At 72.1% G+C, this 17,112-nt stretch carries 21 protein-coding genes and 3 pseudogenes; 9 read left to right on the top strand and 15 right to left on the bottom strand.

Features of this window, described 5'->3' with window-relative positions; all coding sequences use genetic code 11:
- Positions 1–11: 11 nt before the first annotated feature.
- The gene (locus ABZ881_RS08495; protein ID WP_358482913.1) at positions 12–962 is read right to left on the bottom strand and encodes an AraC family transcriptional regulator; all 951 of its coding nucleotides are present in this window, start codon (positions 960–962) and stop codon (positions 12–14) included.
- A gap of 140 nt (positions 963–1,102) precedes the next feature.
- Between ABZ881_RS08495 and ABZ881_RS08490 the strand changes: the two genes are divergently transcribed.
- The 6 genes from ABZ881_RS08490 to ABZ881_RS08465 are packed head-to-tail and all read left to right on the top strand — an operon-like array spanning position 1,103 to position 5,957.
- Positions 1,103–2,335 (top strand): cytochrome P450, encoded by a 1,233-nt coding sequence (locus ABZ881_RS08490; protein ID WP_358482912.1) that lies wholly within the window; start codon positions 1,103–1,105, stop codon positions 2,333–2,335.
- Between the two features lie 4 nt (positions 2,336–2,339).
- On the top strand, positions 2,340–3,368 hold the full coding sequence (locus ABZ881_RS08485; RefSeq protein ID WP_358482910.1) for a 2Fe-2S iron-sulfur cluster-binding protein: 1,029 nt from the start codon (positions 2,340–2,342) through the stop codon (positions 3,366–3,368).
- 34 nt (positions 3,369–3,402) lie between these two features.
- Positions 3,403–4,668 carry a cytochrome P450 gene (locus ABZ881_RS08480; RefSeq protein WP_358482908.1) on the top strand — a complete coding sequence of 422 codons (1,266 nt, stop codon included), beginning with the start codon at positions 3,403–3,405 and terminating at the stop codon, positions 4,666–4,668.
- Between the two features lie 16 nt (positions 4,669–4,684).
- Entirely contained in the window at positions 4,685–5,629 is a 945-nt protein-coding gene (locus ABZ881_RS08475) for a PDR/VanB family oxidoreductase (protein WP_358482906.1), read from the top strand.
- Positions 5,626–5,838, top strand: a complete 213-nt coding sequence (locus tag ABZ881_RS08470; protein ID WP_358482905.1) for an EthD family reductase — start codon at positions 5,626–5,628, stop codon at positions 5,836–5,838. The genes ABZ881_RS08475 and ABZ881_RS08470 overlap by 4 nt, the downstream gene beginning before the upstream one ends.
- Positions 5,787–5,957, top strand: coding sequence for an EthD family reductase (locus ABZ881_RS08465; protein ID WP_358482903.1), 171 nt, complete (start codon positions 5,787–5,789; stop codon positions 5,955–5,957). The genes ABZ881_RS08470 and ABZ881_RS08465 overlap by 52 nt, the downstream gene beginning before the upstream one ends.
- 101 nt (positions 5,958–6,058) lie before the next feature.
- On the opposite strand, the gene ABZ881_RS08460 is transcribed toward ABZ881_RS08465, so the two are convergent.
- From ABZ881_RS08460 to ABZ881_RS08450, 3 genes and pseudogenes are all read right to left on the bottom strand, one after another.
- The gene (locus tag ABZ881_RS08460; RefSeq protein WP_358482902.1) at positions 6,059–6,217 is read right to left on the bottom strand and encodes a hypothetical protein; all 159 of its coding nucleotides are present in this window, start codon (positions 6,215–6,217) and stop codon (positions 6,059–6,061) included.
- 137 nt (positions 6,218–6,354) lie between these two features.
- Positions 6,355–6,570 (bottom strand): annotated as a pseudogene (locus ABZ881_RS08455) (LLM class flavin-dependent oxidoreductase); the annotation flags it as partial.
- Positions 6,571–6,580: 10 nt separating this feature from the next.
- The gene (locus tag ABZ881_RS08450; RefSeq protein ID WP_358482900.1) at positions 6,581–6,811 is read right to left on the bottom strand and encodes a winged helix-turn-helix transcriptional regulator; all 231 of its coding nucleotides are present in this window, start codon (positions 6,809–6,811) and stop codon (positions 6,581–6,583) included.
- A 179-nt stretch (positions 6,812–6,990) separates the two neighbouring features.
- Here ABZ881_RS08450 and ABZ881_RS08445 point away from each other — a divergent pair.
- The 3 genes and pseudogenes from ABZ881_RS08445 to ABZ881_RS08435 all read left to right on the top strand — a co-directional run.
- Positions 6,991–7,146 (top strand): annotated as a pseudogene (locus ABZ881_RS08445) (NAD(P)-dependent oxidoreductase); the annotation flags it as partial.
- A 29-nt stretch (positions 7,147–7,175) separates the two neighbouring features.
- Positions 7,176–7,538 (top strand): annotated as a pseudogene (locus ABZ881_RS08440) (NAD(P)-binding domain-containing protein); the annotation flags it as partial.
- Positions 7,539–7,651: 113 nt separating this feature from the next.
- On the top strand, positions 7,652–7,741 hold the full coding sequence (locus ABZ881_RS08435; RefSeq protein ID WP_358482898.1) for a hypothetical protein: 90 nt from the start codon (positions 7,652–7,654) through the stop codon (positions 7,739–7,741).
- A gap of 12 nt (positions 7,742–7,753) precedes the next feature.
- On the opposite strand, the gene ABZ881_RS08430 is transcribed toward ABZ881_RS08435, so the two are convergent.
- The 11 genes from ABZ881_RS08430 to ABZ881_RS08380 all read right to left on the bottom strand — a co-directional run bounded on the left by ABZ881_RS08430 (position 7,754) and on the right by ABZ881_RS08380 (position 17,098).
- Positions 7,754–8,716, bottom strand: a complete 963-nt coding sequence (locus ABZ881_RS08430) for a type II CAAX endopeptidase family protein (protein ID WP_358482896.1) — start codon at positions 8,714–8,716, stop codon at positions 7,754–7,756.
- The gene (locus tag ABZ881_RS08425; RefSeq protein ID WP_358482895.1) at positions 8,703–9,596 is read right to left on the bottom strand and encodes a glycosyltransferase family 2 protein; all 894 of its coding nucleotides are present in this window, start codon (positions 9,594–9,596) and stop codon (positions 8,703–8,705) included. The genes ABZ881_RS08430 and ABZ881_RS08425 overlap by 14 nt, the downstream gene beginning before the upstream one ends.
- A gap of 241 nt (positions 9,597–9,837) precedes the next feature.
- Positions 9,838–10,581, bottom strand: coding sequence for a nitrile hydratase subunit alpha (locus ABZ881_RS08420; RefSeq protein ID WP_358482893.1), 744 nt, complete (start codon positions 10,579–10,581; stop codon positions 9,838–9,840).
- Between the two features lie 58 nt (positions 10,582–10,639).
- Positions 10,640–12,085, bottom strand: coding sequence for an amidase (locus tag ABZ881_RS08415; RefSeq protein ID WP_358482892.1), 1,446 nt, complete (start codon positions 12,083–12,085; stop codon positions 10,640–10,642).
- A complete protein-coding gene (locus tag ABZ881_RS08410; RefSeq protein WP_358482890.1) occupies positions 12,082–12,306 on the bottom strand; it encodes a hypothetical protein in 225 nt (74 codons plus the stop codon). Before ABZ881_RS08410 ends, ABZ881_RS08415 begins: the two co-directional genes overlap by 4 nt.
- Complete coding sequence (locus ABZ881_RS08405; RefSeq protein ID WP_358482889.1) at positions 12,303–12,755, bottom strand: ester cyclase; 453 nt, start codon at positions 12,753–12,755, stop codon at positions 12,303–12,305. The genes ABZ881_RS08410 and ABZ881_RS08405 overlap by 4 nt, the downstream gene beginning before the upstream one ends.
- An 11-nt stretch (positions 12,756–12,766) precedes the next feature.
- Positions 12,767–13,792 carry a phenylacetaldoxime dehydratase family protein gene (locus ABZ881_RS08400; RefSeq protein ID WP_358482886.1) on the bottom strand — a complete coding sequence of 342 codons (1,026 nt, stop codon included), beginning with the start codon at positions 13,790–13,792 and terminating at the stop codon, positions 12,767–12,769.
- A gap of 5 nt (positions 13,793–13,797) precedes the next feature.
- Positions 13,798–14,214, bottom strand: coding sequence for a nitrile hydratase accessory protein (locus ABZ881_RS08395; protein WP_358482884.1), 417 nt, complete (start codon positions 14,212–14,214; stop codon positions 13,798–13,800).
- Between the two features lie 8 nt (positions 14,215–14,222).
- Positions 14,223–14,843 carry a nitrile hydratase subunit alpha gene (nthA, locus tag ABZ881_RS08390; RefSeq protein WP_358482882.1) on the bottom strand — a complete coding sequence of 207 codons (621 nt, stop codon included), beginning with the start codon at positions 14,841–14,843 and terminating at the stop codon, positions 14,223–14,225.
- A 33-nt stretch (positions 14,844–14,876) separates the two neighbouring features.
- Positions 14,877–15,557: a nitrile hydratase subunit beta gene (nthB, locus tag ABZ881_RS08385; RefSeq protein ID WP_358482880.1), complete on the bottom strand. Its 681-nt coding sequence runs from the start codon at positions 15,555–15,557 to the stop codon at positions 14,877–14,879.
- A gap of 95 nt (positions 15,558–15,652) precedes the next feature.
- Positions 15,653–17,098, bottom strand: coding sequence for an ABC transporter substrate-binding protein (locus ABZ881_RS08380; protein ID WP_358482878.1), 1,446 nt, complete (start codon positions 17,096–17,098; stop codon positions 15,653–15,655).
- Between the last annotated feature and the right edge of the window lie 14 nt (positions 17,099–17,112).

Here is a 17,112-nt window from a genome sequence, read left to right as displayed (position 1 = left end):
TACCCGACGGCTCAGCGCCGCGTGCCGCGCCGGGCCTCGGACGGCGACCGGCCGTAGCGCCTTCGGTATGCAGCGGCGAACCGGCTCGGGCTGGAGAATCCCCACCGTGCGGCGACGTCGCTCACCGAGAGCTCCGTGCGGTCCTCGAGATCGGCCTTGGCCCGCTGCAGCCGCACCGCCGCGAGGTGTTCCGTCGGCGGGCAGCCGACCCACTCCTGGAAGCCCTCCTGGAGCCGTCTCACGGTGGTGTTCCCGACCGCGGCCATGTCCGCCACCGTCCACGCGCGGGCCGGGTCGTCCCGGACGGCGTCGACGACCCGGGAGATCGCGCGCGGCCGCGCGATGGGCCCGTTGCCCAGGTCGGGACAGCTGGTCAGTAGGAATCCGGCCGCGACCGCACCGGCGAGCTGCTCGCGGACCGCCGGGGACTCCCCGAACATCGTCGGTTTGCGCAGGAACGACGCGAGGCTGTTGACGAGCTGCCGCCAGTCCTCACCGGGCCCTGCGCCCAGGTCGAGCCGGTCGGGCAGGACGCCGGCGACCCGGGCCGGCTCGCTGCCCAGCACACGTTCGGCCTCCCGGTCGAGCCAGTCCCGGTCGAACTTGACCCCCAGCACGGTGCACGTGGCGTCCCAGTGGCTGATGACGCAGGGCGTGTCGGCCCGGAAGACCGCGGCCTGGCCGGACACCGACGTGATCACCCCACGGCGGGCGCGGCTCACCAGGTGCCCGGTCAGCGGGATGTTGACCTCGTAGGCGCCCGGGCAGTCGCAGGTCAGCTCGATGTCGGCGCCCCAGCCGACGTAGCCCAACAGCACCGGACCGAGGTCGAGGGTCTGGAGGGTGAGGCGCGGCTCGTTCCGCGCGCCGATCGGGCTGAGCTCGTGCGGGAAGTAGGCGTCCGCGACCGTGCGCGACACCTGCTCCCAGTCCCGAGGGGGCGCACCTCTGCGTGCGGCCATGCCCGCGAGCTTATCCCAGGTAGGCCGCGACGGATTTCCGCGCGATCGGTACCGGATCCGCGCGATCGGTGTCGCCGTCACCGGTACGGCAGACCTACCTTCTCGCCGTCCCGAACGGCGCAGTGAAGGAGGTCACGTCGATGACGACGTTGAACGACACCGCAACACCCGACCTGTCGTGGCTGGACGACGTCACGATGTCCGAGCTGGAGCGCAATCCGTACCGCACCTACGAGCGGCTGCGGGCCGAGGCACCGCTCGCGTTCGTGCCGGTCCTCGGCTCCTTCGTGGCGTCCACCGCGGCGATCTGCCGGGAGATCGCCACCAGCCCGGACTTCGAGGCCGTGATCACCCCCGCCGGCGGCCGCACCTTCGGCCACCCGGCGATCATCGGCGTCAACGGTGACGTCCACGCCGACCTGCGCGGCATGGTCGAACCGGCGCTGCAACCGGTCGAGGTGGACCGCTACGTCGACGACCTCGTCCGCCCGATCGCCCGGCGCCACCTGGAGCGGATCGAGAACAACGGACGGGCCGAGCTCGTCTCGCAGTACTGCGAGCCGGTCAGCGTCCGCTCCCTCGGCGATCTCCTCGGACTGAAGGACGTCGGGTCCGACACGCTCCGCGACTGGTTCGCCAAGCTGAGCCGGTCGTTCACCAACGCCGCCATGACCGAGGACGGTGAGTTCGCGAACCCGGAGGGATTCGTCGAGGGCGACCGGGCGAAAGCCGAGATTCAGGCCGCCGTCGACCCACTGATCGACCGGTGGATCACCCGGCCCGACGACAGCGCCATCTCGCACTGGCTGCACGACGGTATGCCGCCCGGCCGGACCCGCGAGCGCGAGTACATCTATCCGACGATCTACGTCTACCTGCTCGGCGCCATGCAGGAGCCGGGGCACGGCATCGCCTCCACCTTGGTCGGGCTGTTCAGCGAGCCCAAGCAGCTGGAGCAGGTCGTCGACGACCCCGCGCTGATCCCGCGCGCGATCTCCGAGGGCATGCGGTGGACGTCGCCGATCTGGTCGGCTACCGCACGGATCTCGAAGCGCGCGGTCACCGTGGCCGGGATCGACCTGCCCGCGGGAACCCCGGTGATCCTCTCCTACGGCTCGGCCAATCACGACACCGGTCAATACGACGCGCCGACCCGGTTCGACCTGCACCGACCACCGCTGCCGCACCTGGCCTTCGGCGCAGGCAACCACGCGTGCGCCGGCATCTACTACGCCAACCACGTCATGCGGATCGCGCTGGAGGAGCTGTTCGAGGCCGTCCCGAACCTGCAGCGCGACACCCGCTCGGACGTCGAGTTCTGGGGCTGGGGATTCCGCGGCCCGACGAGCCTGCACGTCAGCTGGGAGGTCTGAACCCGTGGTGTTCACGGCGACCGTCGGTGGCAAGCAGGTGCCCTGCCACCCGGACCAGGCGCTCCTCGACGCCTTCCTCCGCGGCGGAGTGTGGATGCCCAACTCCTGCAACCAGGGCACCTGCGGGACCTGCAAGGTGCGGGTGCTCAGCGGGGAGGTCGACCACCACGACTCCCCCGCCGACACCCTCGCGCCCGACGAGCGTGCCGCCGGCCTCGCACTGGCCTGCCAGGCCAGGCTCCGCACCGACGCCGTCGTCGAACCCGCCGGTCCCGGCGGCGGCACCGCGGGACGTCAGACGCATCCGCTGCGCGACCTCGATGCGACCGTCGTCGACATCGAGGACATCGCCCGTGACACCCGTCGGGTGCGGCTGGGTCTCACCGATCCGCTGGCCTTCCATCCCGGGCAGTACGTCGAGCTGGTCGTCCCGGGACCCGGGGTCCGGCGACAGTACTCACTGGCCAACACCGCCGACGAGGACAAGATCCTGGAACTGCACGTCCGGCTCGTCGAAGGTGGCGCCGCGACCGAGCGGTGGATCTTCGACGGGCTCGCCGTCGGCGACCGGGTGCAGGCCACCGGGCCGATGGGTGACTTCGTACTGGCCCCCGCCGGCGAGGACGGCGGGGAGCCGATGGTGATGATCGGCGGCGGTACCGGGCTCGCCCCGCTGGTCGCACTGGCCCGGACCGCGCTGACCCGCGACCCGGACCGGCGGATCCTGCTCTACCACGGCGTCCGCGGCGCCGACGACCTGTACGACCTCGACCTGATGGCGCGGCTCGGCGGCGCCCATCCCGGCTTCACCTTCGTCCCCGTCCTGTCGCACGAGACGCCGCCCGCGGGCACGTCCCACCGCACCGGTCTCCCGACCGATCTCTTCGTCGACGACGTCCCGTCCGCCCGCGGCTGGTCCGGCTGGCTCTGCGGACCGCCTCCGATGGTCGAGGCCGGGGTGAAGGCGTTCAAGCGCCGGCGGATGGCCCCCCGGCTGATCCACCGCGAGAAGTTCACCCCGGCCGACGCCTGAGTAACGGCGCCCACCACACAGTCAAGGAGGACTGATGAGCAGCACTGTCTCCGATTCCGCCCCGTCCGCCTGCCCGCGCGACTTCAACCCGATGGTCGCCCCGGACCGGGACGACCCGAACCCGTTCTACGCCGATTGCCGTGACAACGAGCCGGTCCGGTTCAGCGCGACCCTCGGCGCCTGGCTGGTCACCCGCTACGACGACCTGCGGACCGTCGTCGAGGACCCGGCGACCTACTCCTCGCGCAACGCGATCCCCTCAATCTGGAACAACCCGCCCGAGGTCGTGAAGGTCTTCGAGGATGCCGGGTGCACGCCCGAGGGCGCGACGATCGTCAACACCGACGAGCCGGAGCACGCGCCGCTGCGGCGCACCCTGGAGCACGCCTTCGGCGGACGCCGGATCCGAGCGGTCCAGCCGCTGATGAAGCGCAAGGCGCAGGAGCTGATCGGCGCCTTCGCCGGGGACGGCTCGGCCGACCTGCTGTCCCAGTACGCCGACCCGTTCGTCCAGGCCGTCGTGAGCGCCGTGTTCGGCATCCCGGAGGATGAGGTGGACCTGGTCCAGGACTGGACCGACGATCAGGTCCTGCTGTGGAACCCGCTCGCACCGACCGACGGGAAGGTCGACGCGGCCCGGCGGATGGTCGAGTACGAGCGCTACATCGCCGCGCTGATCGAGGACCGCCGCGCGAACCCCCGTGAGGACTTCATCTCCGACATGGTCCACGGCGACGGCGACGCCTTCCCACCGATGAGCTACGCCGACATCCAGTACGTGTTCCGCGGACTGCGGGTCGCCGGTCACGACACCACCCGCGACACCCTCACCAGCACGCTGCTAGCGATGCTGCAGAACCGGCGGTGGTGGGAGGAGGCGGTGGCGAACCCTCGGGTCGTCCCGCGGCTGACCGAGGAGACCCTGCGGCGCGACGCACCGCACCGCGGTCTGATGCGGGTGACGACCCGCGACACCCGGCTCGGCGGCGTCGATCTCCCGGCGGGCACCGCGCTGCTGCTGCTGTTCGGCTCCGGCAACCGCGACGAGCGCACGTTCCCGGAGCCGGACCTGCTCGATCCGGACCGCCCCAACGTCCGCGACCACCTCGCGTTCGGCAACGGCATCCACCAGTGCCCCGGCGCAACGCTGGCGAGGACCGAGGTCAGGGTCGCCGTCGAGGCGCTGACCGCCCGACTGCCCGCCCTCACCCTCGAACCCGGCTGGGAGCCCACCTACATCGCCAGCTACTTCTTCCGGGGCCTGGAGGAGCTGCGTGTCTCCTGGCCCACCGGCTCCTGAGCCCGAGGAGGTGCACATGGGGACATCCGAACGCGACCTCGTCGTCCGGACGATCACGGACGAGGCGGACGGGGTCGTCGCGATCGAGCTGGCGGACCCGGCGGACGGCGCCCTGACCCCCTGGACGCCCGGCGCGCACCTCGACCTGTTGCTGCCCAACGGGCTCACCCGACAGTACTCGCTGTGCGGTGACGTCGACGACACCAGCCACTACCGCATCGGCGTGCTCCGCGAACCGCGGAGCCGCGGCGGCTCTGAATGGCTGCACACCGCACTGGCCGTCGGTGACCGGCTCAGGGCGCGCGGCCCGCGCAACAACTTCGCCCTGGACGACGCCGCGCACCATGTGTTCGTCGCCGGGGGGATCGGTGTCACGCCGATGCTGCCGATGCTGGAGGCGGTCCGCCGGCGCGGCGGATCGTGGCAGATGGTCTACGGCGGGCGGACGCGCGCCGCGATGGCCTTCCTCGGCGAGCTGCCGCCGGAGGTCGAGATCGTCCCGCAGGACGAGGCCGGTCATCCCGACCTGGGACGGCTGCTCGACGATCCGAAGCCCGGCACGCTCGTCTACTGCTGCGGGCCCACCGGCCTGATCGAGGCGGTGCAGCAGCGGTGCGCGGGATGGGCCGATCCGGACGCCGTCCGCTACGAGCTGTTCGCCGCGCCCGCTACCGATGACGACACCGGGGACCAGCAGCCGTTCGAGGTCGAGCTCGCACACACCGGTACCTCGTTCGTGGTCGGACCGGGCGAGTCGATCCTCGCCAGGGCGCTGGAGGCCGGCGCCGACATCGTCTTCGACTGCGAGGACGGGATCTGCGGCAGCTGTGAGACCCCGATCCTCGACGGCCGCGCCGACCACCGCGACCACGTCCTCACCACTGCCGAACAGGACGAGCAGCGCTGCCTGATGATCTGCGTCTCCCGCAGCGCCACACCCCGCCTCGTCCTCGACCTGTGATCACCCGCGACCGCTCACCGAAGGAGCAGACCGTGTACATCCTGACCGTGGCCTACGGCCACCCGACCGACCCGTCGGCGTTCGACAGCCACTACGAGAACGTCCACCTTCCGCTGGCCGGCACGGTGCCGGGGGTACGGGCGACCAGGGTGCTGCGGTGCTCCGCGCTCGACGACACCCACCGCCCTACCACCTCGTCGCCGAGCTGACGTTCGACTCCGCCGAGTCGCTGCGGGCCGGCCTGGCCTCCGCCGAGGGTCAGGCCGCCGCGGCTGACCTGGCGAACTTCGCCGACGGCGGCGCCACCCTGTTCGTCCAGCACGACTGACGTCGCCGCGCTCGCGGCGCATCCCTCGGCCGTCCGGGACTGAGCTGCCGTCCCCGCGGGTGCCCGCTCCGCGGGGGCGCCGGTCCTCCCGCCGGCCGGCCTCACCCCGTGCGCTCGGACACCACGGGCTCGCGGGCCCGCGGGGCGACCTCGCGCCCGAAGCGGTCCAGGTCGGCGGGATCGTCCGAGGCGAGGACGAACCCGGACACGCCGTACTGCAGGGCCAGGTCCGCGACCTGCTCGACCCAGGCGTCGGGCATCCCGCGGAACAGCCCGTCGCCACTGCCGAAGGCGCCGTCGAGGTCGAGGATCCGGCTGATCGCGGCCGGATCGCGCGCAGCCCCATCTCGACGCGCCCGCCGCTGAGCCGGTCCAGCGTCGCGGCGGCGCGGGCCAGCACCGCCGGCGGACGCAGCGGCAGGCAGAGCACGTTGCCGCTGATCCGGATGCGTTCGGTGCGCGCTGCGACCCAGGACATCAGGGTCCAGGTGTCCTGGAACGCGGCCTGGTAGGGATGGTCCTGGAAGCTGACGAGATCGAGCCCGGCGCGCTCGGCGAGCAGCGCCGTCTCGACCGGGCCCTCCGGCGGCCGGGCGAGCCGGCGGGCCGGCAACCGCGCCCGGTCAGGGCCGGGGCATCGACGGGGCGTCCGGATGGTCCACCATCGCCCGCCGCTCCCGGGCGATCCGGTCCCGGCCCCACTCGCCGAGCGGCCCGAGGGCGGTGTTGAGCGCCCGGCCGTGCTCGGTCAGCGAGTACTCGACCCGCAGCGGGACCTCCGCGTGCACCCGGCGGTGCACCAGGTCGTCCTCCTCCAGCTGGCGCAGGTGCTGGGTCGGCATCTTCTCGCTCACCACAAGGTAAGTACCGCAGAAGACAGTGCGGTCCGCGGGCCAGGACGCCGCCGGGTTCGCCGAGCGGGCCGCCCCGTTCCTGGCCGCGATGACCGGGACCTTCGGCTCCTCCGCGGCGGTGCTCGACAGCGGCGACCACTCCGGGCCGGAGCAGAGCCTGGAGTGGACACCCCGCGCCGGACACGATCGCCCGGGCCAGCCGCGAGCAGGGCGTCGATCCGGCGCCGGTCGACCTGCTGCGGGCACTCGTCCGGCAGCAGATCGATGCCGGCCACGGCGCCGACGATCTCGGCCGGATCGTCGAGGGCCTGCGCGCGGAGCGGAGCGCGGCGTGACCCCGGTGACCGTGATCGGCCTCGGCCCGATGGGCCGGGCGATGGCCGGGGCGCTGCTCGCGGCTGGCCATCCGGTGACCGTGTGGAACCGGACCGCCGCCCGGGCCGAGCCGGTCGTCGCCGCCGGTGCCGTGCTCGCGCCCACCCCGTCCGACGCGCTGCGGGCGGGCCCGCTGGTGATCCTCAGCCTCACCGACTACCGGGCGATGTACGACATCCTCGACGACGCCGTCGCGGACCTGCCCGGGCGCACCGTCGTCAATCTCGGGTCGGAGTCCCCCGCCGGGACCCGCGACGCCGCCCGGTGGCTCGCCGGGCACGGCGCGCGGCTCGTCGTCGGCGGGGTGATGGTGCCCGCGCCGATGGTCGGGACGCCGGCCGCGTCGGTGTTCTACAGCGGTGACGTCGACGCGTTCGAGCGCCACCGGCAGGTGCTCGCCACGGTCGGCGAGCCGCGCTGGCCGCGAGCGCGGATGCGGGCATCGATCTCGCACTCCCCCGCGCGGTGCAGGCGCACTACCGGCGCGCCGTCGACGACGGGCCCGGCGCGGACGACTGGACCCGCATCGTCGACGGCATCCGCGACCCGCGCTGAGCGGGGTGCCGGTCAGCCGGCGAGCCGCGCCGGGCGGGCCCGCCGCTCGTGGAACCAGACGACGGCGACCATCGCGACGTTGGCGACGGCGAGGATCAGCAGCGACGGGCCGCCGGTGTCGGTGGCCCGGTCGATGGTGCTGGTCCCGCCGCCGGCCATGACGTTGGTGAGGACGCCGGCGATGACGTTGTTGACGACGTGGAAGGCGATCGGCGCCTCCATCCCGCCGCTGATGATCGCCATCAATCCGGTGCTGAGCGCGACCACGGTGAAGTAGCCGGCCAGCCACGGGTCGGTCGAGCCGTGCACCGCGGTGAAGCCCAGCGACGAGACGACGAGCCCGAGTGCCAGGGCCGGCCGGACCGCGCGCAGCCAGCTCGCCGCCGCCGGCAGCAGGACGCTGCGGAACATCAGCTCCTCGCCGGCCGCCTGGAACGGGGTGGTGAGCAGGGTGACCGCGAGGAGGGCGAGGGTGGTGCCGGTGACCGCGAAGCCGGTCCAGCCGGTGGACTCCGGTGCGACGACCGCGACGACGGCCATCGCCGCGCCCACCAGCAGCGCCGCGCCGACCGAGTAGCGGGCCAGCCGCAGGCCGTCGAACGCCCGCCGGTGGCTGAACAGGGCGCGCCAGGGCACCCCGCTGAGCCACACCAGCATCAGCACGGCCACCAGACCGGTCACGCCGACGGCCAGGTTGGCGGCGAGCGCCTTCTCCGGGGTGAACTCGGTGGACAGCGGATCGTCGCTGCCCACGAGGACGCCGACGAACAGGAAGGCCAGCCACTGGGTGAGCACCAGCACCGCCGGCAGCGTCACGAGCAGGACGAGCGGCTTCCACCAGCTCATCCGCAGGTGCGCGCCGAACGGGCGGGCGGGGTCGACCACGGCGGGCCCGGGCCGGGCCGTGCGGTTCGCCGCATCGGGCTCCGGCGACGGCGTGGCCGGGTAGGGCCGGTGGGGGTCAGGCGCGTGCACGGGCAGTCCCTCCGGGACACGGATCGGTCGACGGGTGCGGGACCGGCTCGTCCGGGACCGGCTGCGGCTCCGGCTGCCGGGCGAGCGGGACCGCGGGCGGCACGGCGGACGCCGGCGGCACCGCCGGCACGGCGGGCACCGGGAGCGGCAGCACCGGGGCGAGGGTCCGGGAGCTGCGCCGGCGCTCGGCGAGCAGGGTGCGGAGCACCCGGGCGCCGTCGGCGAAGGTGCGCAGGTTGGTGTCGCCGAAGATCCGCCGCCGCTCCACCGAGGGGACCTCGGTGATCGCCAGCCCGGCGGCTGCGAACCGGCAGTTGAGCACCGTCTCGATCTCGAAACCGTCACCCCACGGCACACCCGCCGGCGGGGCCGGCGCGTCGGTCGCGGGCAGGTCCAGCACCGGCAGCAGATCGACCCAGAACGCGTTGTAGCCGTAGCAGAGATCGGTGAAGGACGTGCCGAACAACGCATTGGCAACGACGTTGAGACCGAGGTTGCCGGCCCGGCGCAGCGCGGTGATGTCGTCGCTGCCGCCGCCCGCGGTGAACCGGCTGCCCTTGGCGAGATCGGCACCCGCGACGAGCGCGTCGACGAAGGCCGGGATCTCCGCCGGATCGGCCGACCCGTCGGCGTCGAACATGACCACGACGTCGCCGGTCACCTCGGCGAAGCCGCAGGCCAGCGCGTTGCCCTTGCCGCGCCGGGTCTGGGTGACGGTGCGCACCGACGGCAGCACCCGGCGGGCGACGTCGAGCGAGCCGTCCGCCGAGTGCCCGTCCACGACGATGATCTCGTGCACCGCGGGGCGCACCGCGGCGAGCGCGGGCAGGACGATCTCGAGGTTCCGCGCCTCGTTCCGGACCGGGACGACGACGCTCACCGCGGGCGGCCGCCCGGTCCACGCACGTGCCCGCTGTGCGGACCGGGCACCCGGTGCCGGCCCGTTCCGGGCGGCGCCCCGCGCCGACCGGCCGGCTCTGTGCTGCACGTCGAACATCGTCATCCCGTCGTCGTCCGCTGGTGATCGTGGACGCCAGTACAGGTCGTGCCGCAGCGGCACACTCAAGATGGTGTGACGCACGCCATCCCCGGTGCGGCACGCGCCGAACGCGCCGACGTGGTCACCGCGCCAGGCGGGCCAGGACCTGGAGCCACGCGGTGTAGATGCTCCCCCGGACCGGGAGCTTCTCCGCCGCGGCGGTCAGTTCGGTGGACATCGGTGCCCTCAACGCGGGGTTGCCTTCGGCCGTCGCCAGCAGGAGAGCGACCGCACGCAGTTCCCACGGACGCTCCACGATGCGCTCGTCGAGCGGGTAGCCGGGATACCGCTGCGCCCATCGGGGTCCCACCGGTGGATCGGCCTGCCGGGCCACCCCGGAGAGGCCCCGCAGCGCGAGCCGGCCGACCAATCCGGCCAGCTCGAACGGGCCGAGATCGGCCTGCGGCGCGATCGGGACGACGAGGTGGTGGGTCACCGGGTCGTCGGTCCAGATACGGACCCGCCGATTCGTGTCGAGTCGATGCCCGAGGCCCTCCGACAGCTCGAAGCGGACCCGCCGGGGAGCACCCGGGGCCGGCCGGTACCAGCTCGGTGGCATGCCGAGGACACGCCAGCCGCTGCAGGACGCGACCCCCGGGGCCGCGGGAACGATGACGTTGCGCACCGACGCGGTGTCGCGGACGAGCCGCCAGCGCCGTCCGCAGCCGCAGCGGCCGAGGCCGTCGGCTCGGCGCAACCACACCCTGGCAACGGCCTGGGATCCCCACCGCGGACCCAGCTCGTCGGCGTGCGCGTCGCTCCACCGGCCGATGGCACCGGGTCCGGCCACACCTCGCCCCACCAGCTCCTGTTCGAGCCGTTCCACGGTCGCATCGATGACCGGCCCCGTGCCACCGGCCGAGCCGTCCACGATCGCGCCGTCCTCATCCGCCCGCCGACGGCGGAGCCTCGCGATGCGACACCGACGGCGGAGCCTCGCGATGAAACGAGGTGCACTGCTGAAAGGCCGCCGCGACCCGGAACAGGGTCGACTCCGCGAACGGCCGTCCGATCAGCTGCATCCCGATCGGTAGCCCGGCGTCGTCGAACCCGCAGGGAACGCTGATCGCGGGAAGGCCGGTGAGCGACGGCAGCCCGGTGAACTGCATGATCGCCGAGAGCATGTCCTCCGGCACGCCCTCGTCGATCTCCACCGTCACCTCGCCGAGCGGGGTGGCGGTGAACGGCAGGGTCGGACACACCAGGACGTCGGCGGTGGTGAGCGCTGCGAGCGCCTGCCTGCGCAGCAGCGTCCGGTACCGCTGGGCCTGGAGGTAGTGCGTCGCGGGGAGCAGCTCGCCCGCCTCCAGCAGGAGCCGGACATCGGCGCCGTAGTCCTCGGGCCGTTCGCGCAGCCAACGCTGATGGTACGTGCTCGGCTCGGCCGACTCGATGGTGAGCTGGGCGGAGATGTTGCCCTCGATGTCGTCGATCGTCACCTCCACGGTGCGCGCCCCGTGGGCGGTGAGCGACTCCAGTGCCGCCCGCACCGCCTTCTCCACCGCCGGCTGCGTGTGGTGGAACGAGTAGCCGTCGATCACCCCGATCCGGATTCCGTCCGTGCCCGCGACGAGATCGTCGGAACGGTCCGCACCGGCCGGGTCCACCGGTCCCCCGTCGGCGGCGGCGTGGCCTGCCAGCACGGTGAGCATCGCCGCGCAGTCGACCGCGCTGCGTGCCATCGGCCCGACCGTGTCCATGCTCCAGGCCAGCGGGACCACACCGGTGTTCGGCACGCGCCCGATCGTGGGCCGCAGGCCGGTGACGCCGTTGAGCGCCGACGGCAGCCGGATGGAGCCGCCGGTGTCGGTGCCGAGCGCGCCGGCGCAGGAGCGGGTCGCCACCGCGACGCCGGACCCGCCGCTGGAGCCGCCGGGCATCCGGCCGACGTCCCACGGGTTGGTGACGGAGCCGTAGTGCGGGTTCGCCGAGGTCCCGCCCCAGGCGAATTCGTGCATGTTGGTCTTGCCGACGACGATCGCCCCCGCGGAGCGCAGCCGTGCGACCACTGTCGCGTCCGCGGTGGGCCGGTGGTCCGCCAGGATCCTCGCGCCTGCCGTCGTCGGGTGACCGGCGACGGCGATGTTGTCCTTCACCGCGACCGGCACGCCGTGCAGCGGCCCGAGCCGGTGGCCGGCCGCGATCATCACCTCGCTGGCCCTGGCGACGGCCCGTGCGTCGTCGGCGAGCACTGCGATGTAGGCGTACGTCTCGCTGATCGCCTCGATCCGGCACAGTGACGCCTCCACCAGTTCCACCGGAGACACCTGGCGGTCGGCCACCAGGGCGGCGGCCTCGATCAGGCCGAGGTCGAGCACGTCGTCGCTCACGAGCTCGCCCGGGGTGTGTCCTGCGCTGCCTGTGCCGAGGTGAAGGCGATCACCGGCTCCAGCTCCGCCGGCTCCACCGATCGCATGCGGGCGCTCAGCGTCTCCGCGGCCGGGATCCAGGCGCCGAGCAGCTCCGACAACGGGCCGAGCCGGTCCTCGTCCAACGGCAGGGACACGTACCCGGCCAGTGCGCGGACCGTCTCCTCCGGGACCGCGCTCATGCCGGCACCACCGACCGCGCCGGCAGCAGGGGGCCGACGACGGTGACCAGCTCGACGATCAGACCGTTCTCCGCCCGACCGAACACCCCCTCCGACCAGGTCATCTCGAGGCCGGACGGATCGGTGCCCCGGAACGGTCCGAGCTGGGTGCCGCGCAGGTCGATCCGCGCGGCGAGCCGGTTGGTCGACAGTCCCTTGCCGACGACGTGGGAGTCGACCTCGTGCAGCAGCCACCCGCCCGAGACCGCCACGTTCAGGTCCGGGAATGCCGACCGGGTCGCGACGATCACCTCGGCGAACTCCGCCGGTCCGTGGACCGGGGTGCTCGAACCGCCGAACTCCCCGACGAATCCGGGATCGACGAACTCGGTGATCCGCTCCAGGTGACCGGCGTTGACCACCTGATCGTAGAGCGAGCAGAACAGGGCCTTGTCGGTGAACGAACTCATGGACGACCTCCTCAGGCGACGGCGGCGGCGTCGACCTGCGCAAAGAACGGCAGCAGGCCGGTGGTGGGGTGGCAGTTGACGTACTCCGCGGACAGCTCGCGGGCCCCCAGGATGTGCGCCTCGGCCCAGATGAACAGGCCCATCGCGACCCCCGCCTCGGCGAGCTCGGTCGCCGCGCCCATGAACGCGTTGTAGAGGGCCAGGTGGGACGGCTGGGTGCGGGCCGCGTGCTCGAGATGTCCGAGGGTCAGGAAGTAGGCGAACTGGCTGGCCTTGCGCAGATCGGTACCCGACTCCAGATCCTGCTCGGTTGTGTCGATGATCGAGGCACAACCGCTCGTCCGTGGGCTGGTGGCCAGGTAGGAGATCCACTTCTGGCTGGCCGGCCGGAGCAACTCGTCCCAGAGCTTCTGCTCCGTCGGGTCCTCGACGTGGCTGGTGTCGGCTCCCTCGCGGACGAAGCAGAGATTGTCCGGAGCCGTGACGACGATCCGACGGCCCCGGGTGGAGTACTCCCGCGCCGCAGGCAGCTCGTCGAGCGGGCTGGCGAAGTCGTCCTTCGGGGAGTCCTCCATCCGGTCCCGGTAGCCGCCCCAGTAGCCGAACTTGTCGGTGGGCTGCGAGGGCAGGATCGTGGTGATGCCGACCTGGTGCGGTCCCACGCCGAAGTAGTGGAACCGCCCGGCCCGCGGGCTCATCGCCTCGCGCCAGTAGCCGGTGCTGCCGGCGTCGGTGGGCAGCGCGTTCCACCAGGAGCTGACCGGCTCGGAGGCCAGGAACTCCGCCGCCCCTGCGGCCGAGGTCCAGTAGGCCAGCAGGATCGTCTCGTGGCCGACCCGGGGGTCGTACCGGTGGCAGCGCTCGACCTTGCCCGGTCCGGCGGGACCGGCGAACAGGCCACGCAGTTCGGTGACGAACGAGTCGGTCGTGGTGTCGTCGTGGGTCTGGACGCCGAACAGGGCGAACCCCACGTCGGCGGCACCATCGGGGAAACGGACGATGCGGCCGGGACCCTCGGTCATCGGCTCGTCGGACATGGGTTCTACCTCCTGGGGGGCTGTACGGTGACGGGTTCCCGGACCGCGTGCTGATGGTCGGCCCCGGGTGGTTGCGCGAGTATCTGCTCGGTGCGCGCGTCGAGATCCGCGGACTCGATCCATCCGCTGGTCTCGGCGAGCCGCTCGAACGCCACGAGCCAACGCTCGTGGTAGCTCCAGCCGTCGAGGTCCGTGTGCTCGGACTCCCAGTGCCGGACAGCCGCTATCAGCTCCTTCTGGAAGTCCGTCCACTCGAAGCCGAGTTCCACGTGCAGCGCCACCGTCATGCTGAAGGAGCGGATCTCCCACGCCCGATCGAAGGCGAGTTCGCCCGCGCGGCGCGGGATCCGCTCGCCGAGGGGCAAAGCGTCGATCAGGGAGTCGATCTCGACCTTCGGGTCGGGCGTGGGCCGATCGTTCATCGTCCGCATCAGACTGCAGCGGGGCTCAGCGCCGCCGTGACGCCGATCAGCGAGTCCCGAGTGACCAGCGCGGCGAGCTGCTCCTCGGTGAAGTCGTCCGTGCCGGCGGGGCGCCGGGGCAGTACCCAGTACCGGAGCTCGGCGCTGGAGTCCCAGACCCGGATCTCGACGGTGTCCGGCGGCTCGAAGCCGAACTCGGCCATGACGCCGCGCGGGTCCCGGACCGCGCGAGCGCGGTAGGCCGGATACTTGTACCAGTTCGGGGGCAGTCCCAGAACCGGCCACGGATAACACGAGCACAGGGTGCACACGACGATGTTGTGCACGTCCTCGGTGTTCTCCTTGACGAGCATCTCCTCGCCCTGCAGGCCGCCGACGCCCATCTCCCGGCAGGCCCCGGTGGCATCGGCGAGCAGCCGGATCTTGAAGTCGGGGTCGGTCCAGGCGCGGGCGGTGACCTGCGCCCCCAGCTGCGGTCCGACCTGGTTCTCGTAGACCGACGACATGTAGTCGATGGCGTCGGTGCCGATCAGCCCCTTCTCGACCAGGATCGCCTCCATGGCCTTGACCCGGGCAGCAATGCGCTCGTCCGTCGTGGCTGGGTGGGTGTCGTCGTGTGTCAGTGACATCGGAAACCTTCGTTCGCGGGTTCGGGACGGTGTTCAGACGGCGGTGAGATACGGCTCCCACAGATCGATGTGGACCACCGAGTTCGCCGAGCCCGACTCGTCACCCCAGAGTTCCTGCGCGGTGAATCGCACGGTGTACAGGTGGTGCGGGTCCTCTCCGGCGCCCAGCGCGTTCGAGTCCGGGTACACGTACCCGCCGTGCGCACCGACGATCTCCCCCACGCGTCCGCGGACGTAGCCGGCCCGCCGGGTGTGGGTCGTCGACGCCTCGGGCCGGACGCGAACCGGGTCGCCGATCGCGAACATCGGCGCGGCGCCGGTCTGGCGCCGGTAGTCGTCGCCGGTCGCGACGAGCGTCCGCAACGCCTCGACCATGTCCGGTTTCGAAGCCTTGGGCGCCGTGTCCTCGGGGTGTTCCAAGTAGTGCCGGGCGCGCTGCTCCAGGTCGTCGGGATCGAAGATCCCCGCTTTGGTCCCGTGGTGGATCATGGAGTGGAGCCAGTGTTCGTAGTAGGTGGAGCTCAGGTAGGAGACCGGAGGGATCTGCTCCATGCCGGAACGGAACTGGTCGAGGTTGAACGCACCGGCCATCGCCAACGCCGGGAACATCACCAGGACGGAGCGCTCCCAGGCCGAGTGGAACACCGGCTCGTCCCGCTCCGGGTCGATCGCACCCAGGCCGTGCCGGCCACCGAGATCGTGTATCCCGTCCATGTGTCGCACCCTTCTGTCTCCGTGCAGTGCGCGTGACAGTAGCGAGACACCAGGAATATGTCGATATCTATCGACGCATCAATTCCTAGCTCGGGTCACCCGTCCTCGTCGAAGATCCGCAAGCCGCCGCCACGGACCTCGGCGAGGTAGAGCCGCGGGGCCACCAGGTCGCGCGCCCCGATCTCGGTACCGCTGCGACCCGAGCGGTGGGTGAGCAGCGCAAGGCGCTGCCGGGTGGCGTCGGCGTCCGGGTCGTGCCGCACCGCCTGGGCGTACTGCAGGATCGCTTCGTAGACCGTCTCGGACAGGGTCGAGATCGGCGGAGCCCACCTGCCGTACCGCTCCCGGTAACGCGCGACCAGCGCGGAGTTGCCGGCGACCGGCCCGTCCTCGAGGTAGCCCAGCGCCGTCCAGATGCCTTCGGCCGCGTCGGCACCGACGTGGGCGGTCGTCGGCTCGTCCATCACCAGCGACAGCGAGCCGACTGTGGAACGTAGCCCGGATGCGGCGAACTGCCGCTGGAAGTCCACCTCGTCGGCACCGATCAGCGAGGACATCACGATGTCCGCCCCGGATCGCTGGATCCGCTCGATCACGGGCGTGAAATCGGCTGTGCCGAGCGGTGCGTAGGACTCGCCGACCACCCGTCCCGCCGTCCGCGGCAGTGTGGCCCGCGCGGCGTGATGGGCGCCGTAGGACCAGCTGTACCGCTCCCCGACCAGGAACCAGTTCCGCCCACCGGTGGCTCGCATGATCGGGCCGGCCAGCGCCGCGATCTGGTCCGCGGGCTGCTCGCCGAAGCGGACGACGTTCTCTCCGTCGGCGCTGCTCCGTTCGTTCATCACCGAGTGCACGAGCAGTACGCCCGTGCCACGTACAGCCCGGCTGATCGCGGCGAAACTGCTCGAGGTGGTGCACGCGAAGATCGCCCGGCAGCCACTCCGGACCAGCCGAACGGCCTCGTGCGCGGCCGTGGCGGCCTCGGTCGCGTCGTCCGCCACCAGCAGCTCGAGCAGGTGGCCGTCGATCCCCCTGTCGTCGTTGACCTCGTCCACGGCGAGCCCGGCGAGGTACTCCGTCGCCATGGAATAGATGGCGGCGGGGCCGGACTTGCTGGTGACCAGCCCGATCCGGATCACGTCGGAACGGGCGGGCCGTACGGGCAGCGCGCCGCCGACATGGCGCACCAGCCATTCCACACCGTCGGCCGGCACGCTCGCCCGGACACGCACCCGGGTCCGGGCCGGATCGACCCGGTCGAAGCTCAGCCGCAACCGGCCACGCCACGGCTGGACATGCTCGATGCAGATCATCTCGTTCGGCCGGAGCGCCGAGATCCGCCCCAGCATCTCGACGCCGGGCCGGCCGTGACCGCCGGTGGCCACCGGAAGAGTCAGACGCACCGCCGACCCGACCGCCAGCACCCCGCAGCGGGCGTCGAACATCCAGCTTCCCGAATCGGGACGCCCGAACGAGCCGTACACCTCGTACGAGGGCAGTTCGACGACGGACTCGGCTGCCAGGATCGTCGAACCCGTCACGAGTGCACAGCCCT

The organism is Pseudonocardia sp. NPDC046786, assembly GCF_040645415.1.
GTDB classification, from domain to species: domain Bacteria; phylum Actinomycetota; class Actinomycetes; order Mycobacteriales; family Pseudonocardiaceae; genus Pseudonocardia; species Pseudonocardia kongjuensis.
Note: the sequence above shows the minus strand (reverse complement) of the source record. Positions and strands in the feature narration are given on the sequence as shown.

What these genes read in the sequence shown, in the direction of transcription:
- ABZ881_RS08495 (WP_358482913.1), bottom strand. Translation starts at nt 962, where the DNA reads ATGGCCGCACGCAGAGGTGCGCCCCCTCGGGACTGGGAGCAGGTGTCG.
- ABZ881_RS08490 (WP_358482912.1), top strand. Translation starts at nt 1,103, where the DNA reads ATGACGACGTTGAACGACACCGCAACACCCGACCTGTCGTGGCTGGAC.
- ABZ881_RS08480 (WP_358482908.1), top strand. Translation starts at nt 3,403, where the DNA reads ATGAGCAGCACTGTCTCCGATTCCGCCCCGTCCGCCTGCCCGCGCGAC.
- ABZ881_RS08475 (WP_358482906.1), top strand. Translation starts at nt 4,685, where the DNA reads ATGGGGACATCCGAACGCGACCTCGTCGTCCGGACGATCACGGACGAG.
- ABZ881_RS08460 (WP_358482902.1), bottom strand. Translation starts at nt 6,217, where the DNA reads ATGCCCGACGCCTGGGTCGAGCAGGTCGCGGACCTGGCCCTGCAGTAC.
- ABZ881_RS08410 (WP_358482890.1), bottom strand. Translation starts at nt 12,306, where the DNA reads ATGAGCGCGGTCCCGGAGGAGACGGTCCGCGCACTGGCCGGGTACGTG.
- ABZ881_RS08405 (WP_358482889.1), bottom strand. Translation starts at nt 12,755, where the DNA reads ATGAGTTCGTTCACCGACAAGGCCCTGTTCTGCTCGCTCTACGATCAG.
- ABZ881_RS08400 (WP_358482886.1), bottom strand. Translation starts at nt 13,792, where the DNA reads ATGTCCGACGAGCCGATGACCGAGGGTCCCGGCCGCATCGTCCGTTTC.
- ABZ881_RS08395 (WP_358482884.1), bottom strand. Translation starts at nt 14,214, where the DNA reads ATGAACGATCGGCCCACGCCCGACCCGAAGGTCGAGATCGACTCCCTG.
- nthA (WP_358482882.1), bottom strand. Translation starts at nt 14,843, where the DNA reads ATGTCACTGACACACGACGACACCCACCCAGCCACGACGGACGAGCGC.
- nthB (WP_358482880.1), bottom strand. Translation starts at nt 15,557, where the DNA reads ATGGACGGGATACACGATCTCGGTGGCCGGCACGGCCTGGGTGCGATC.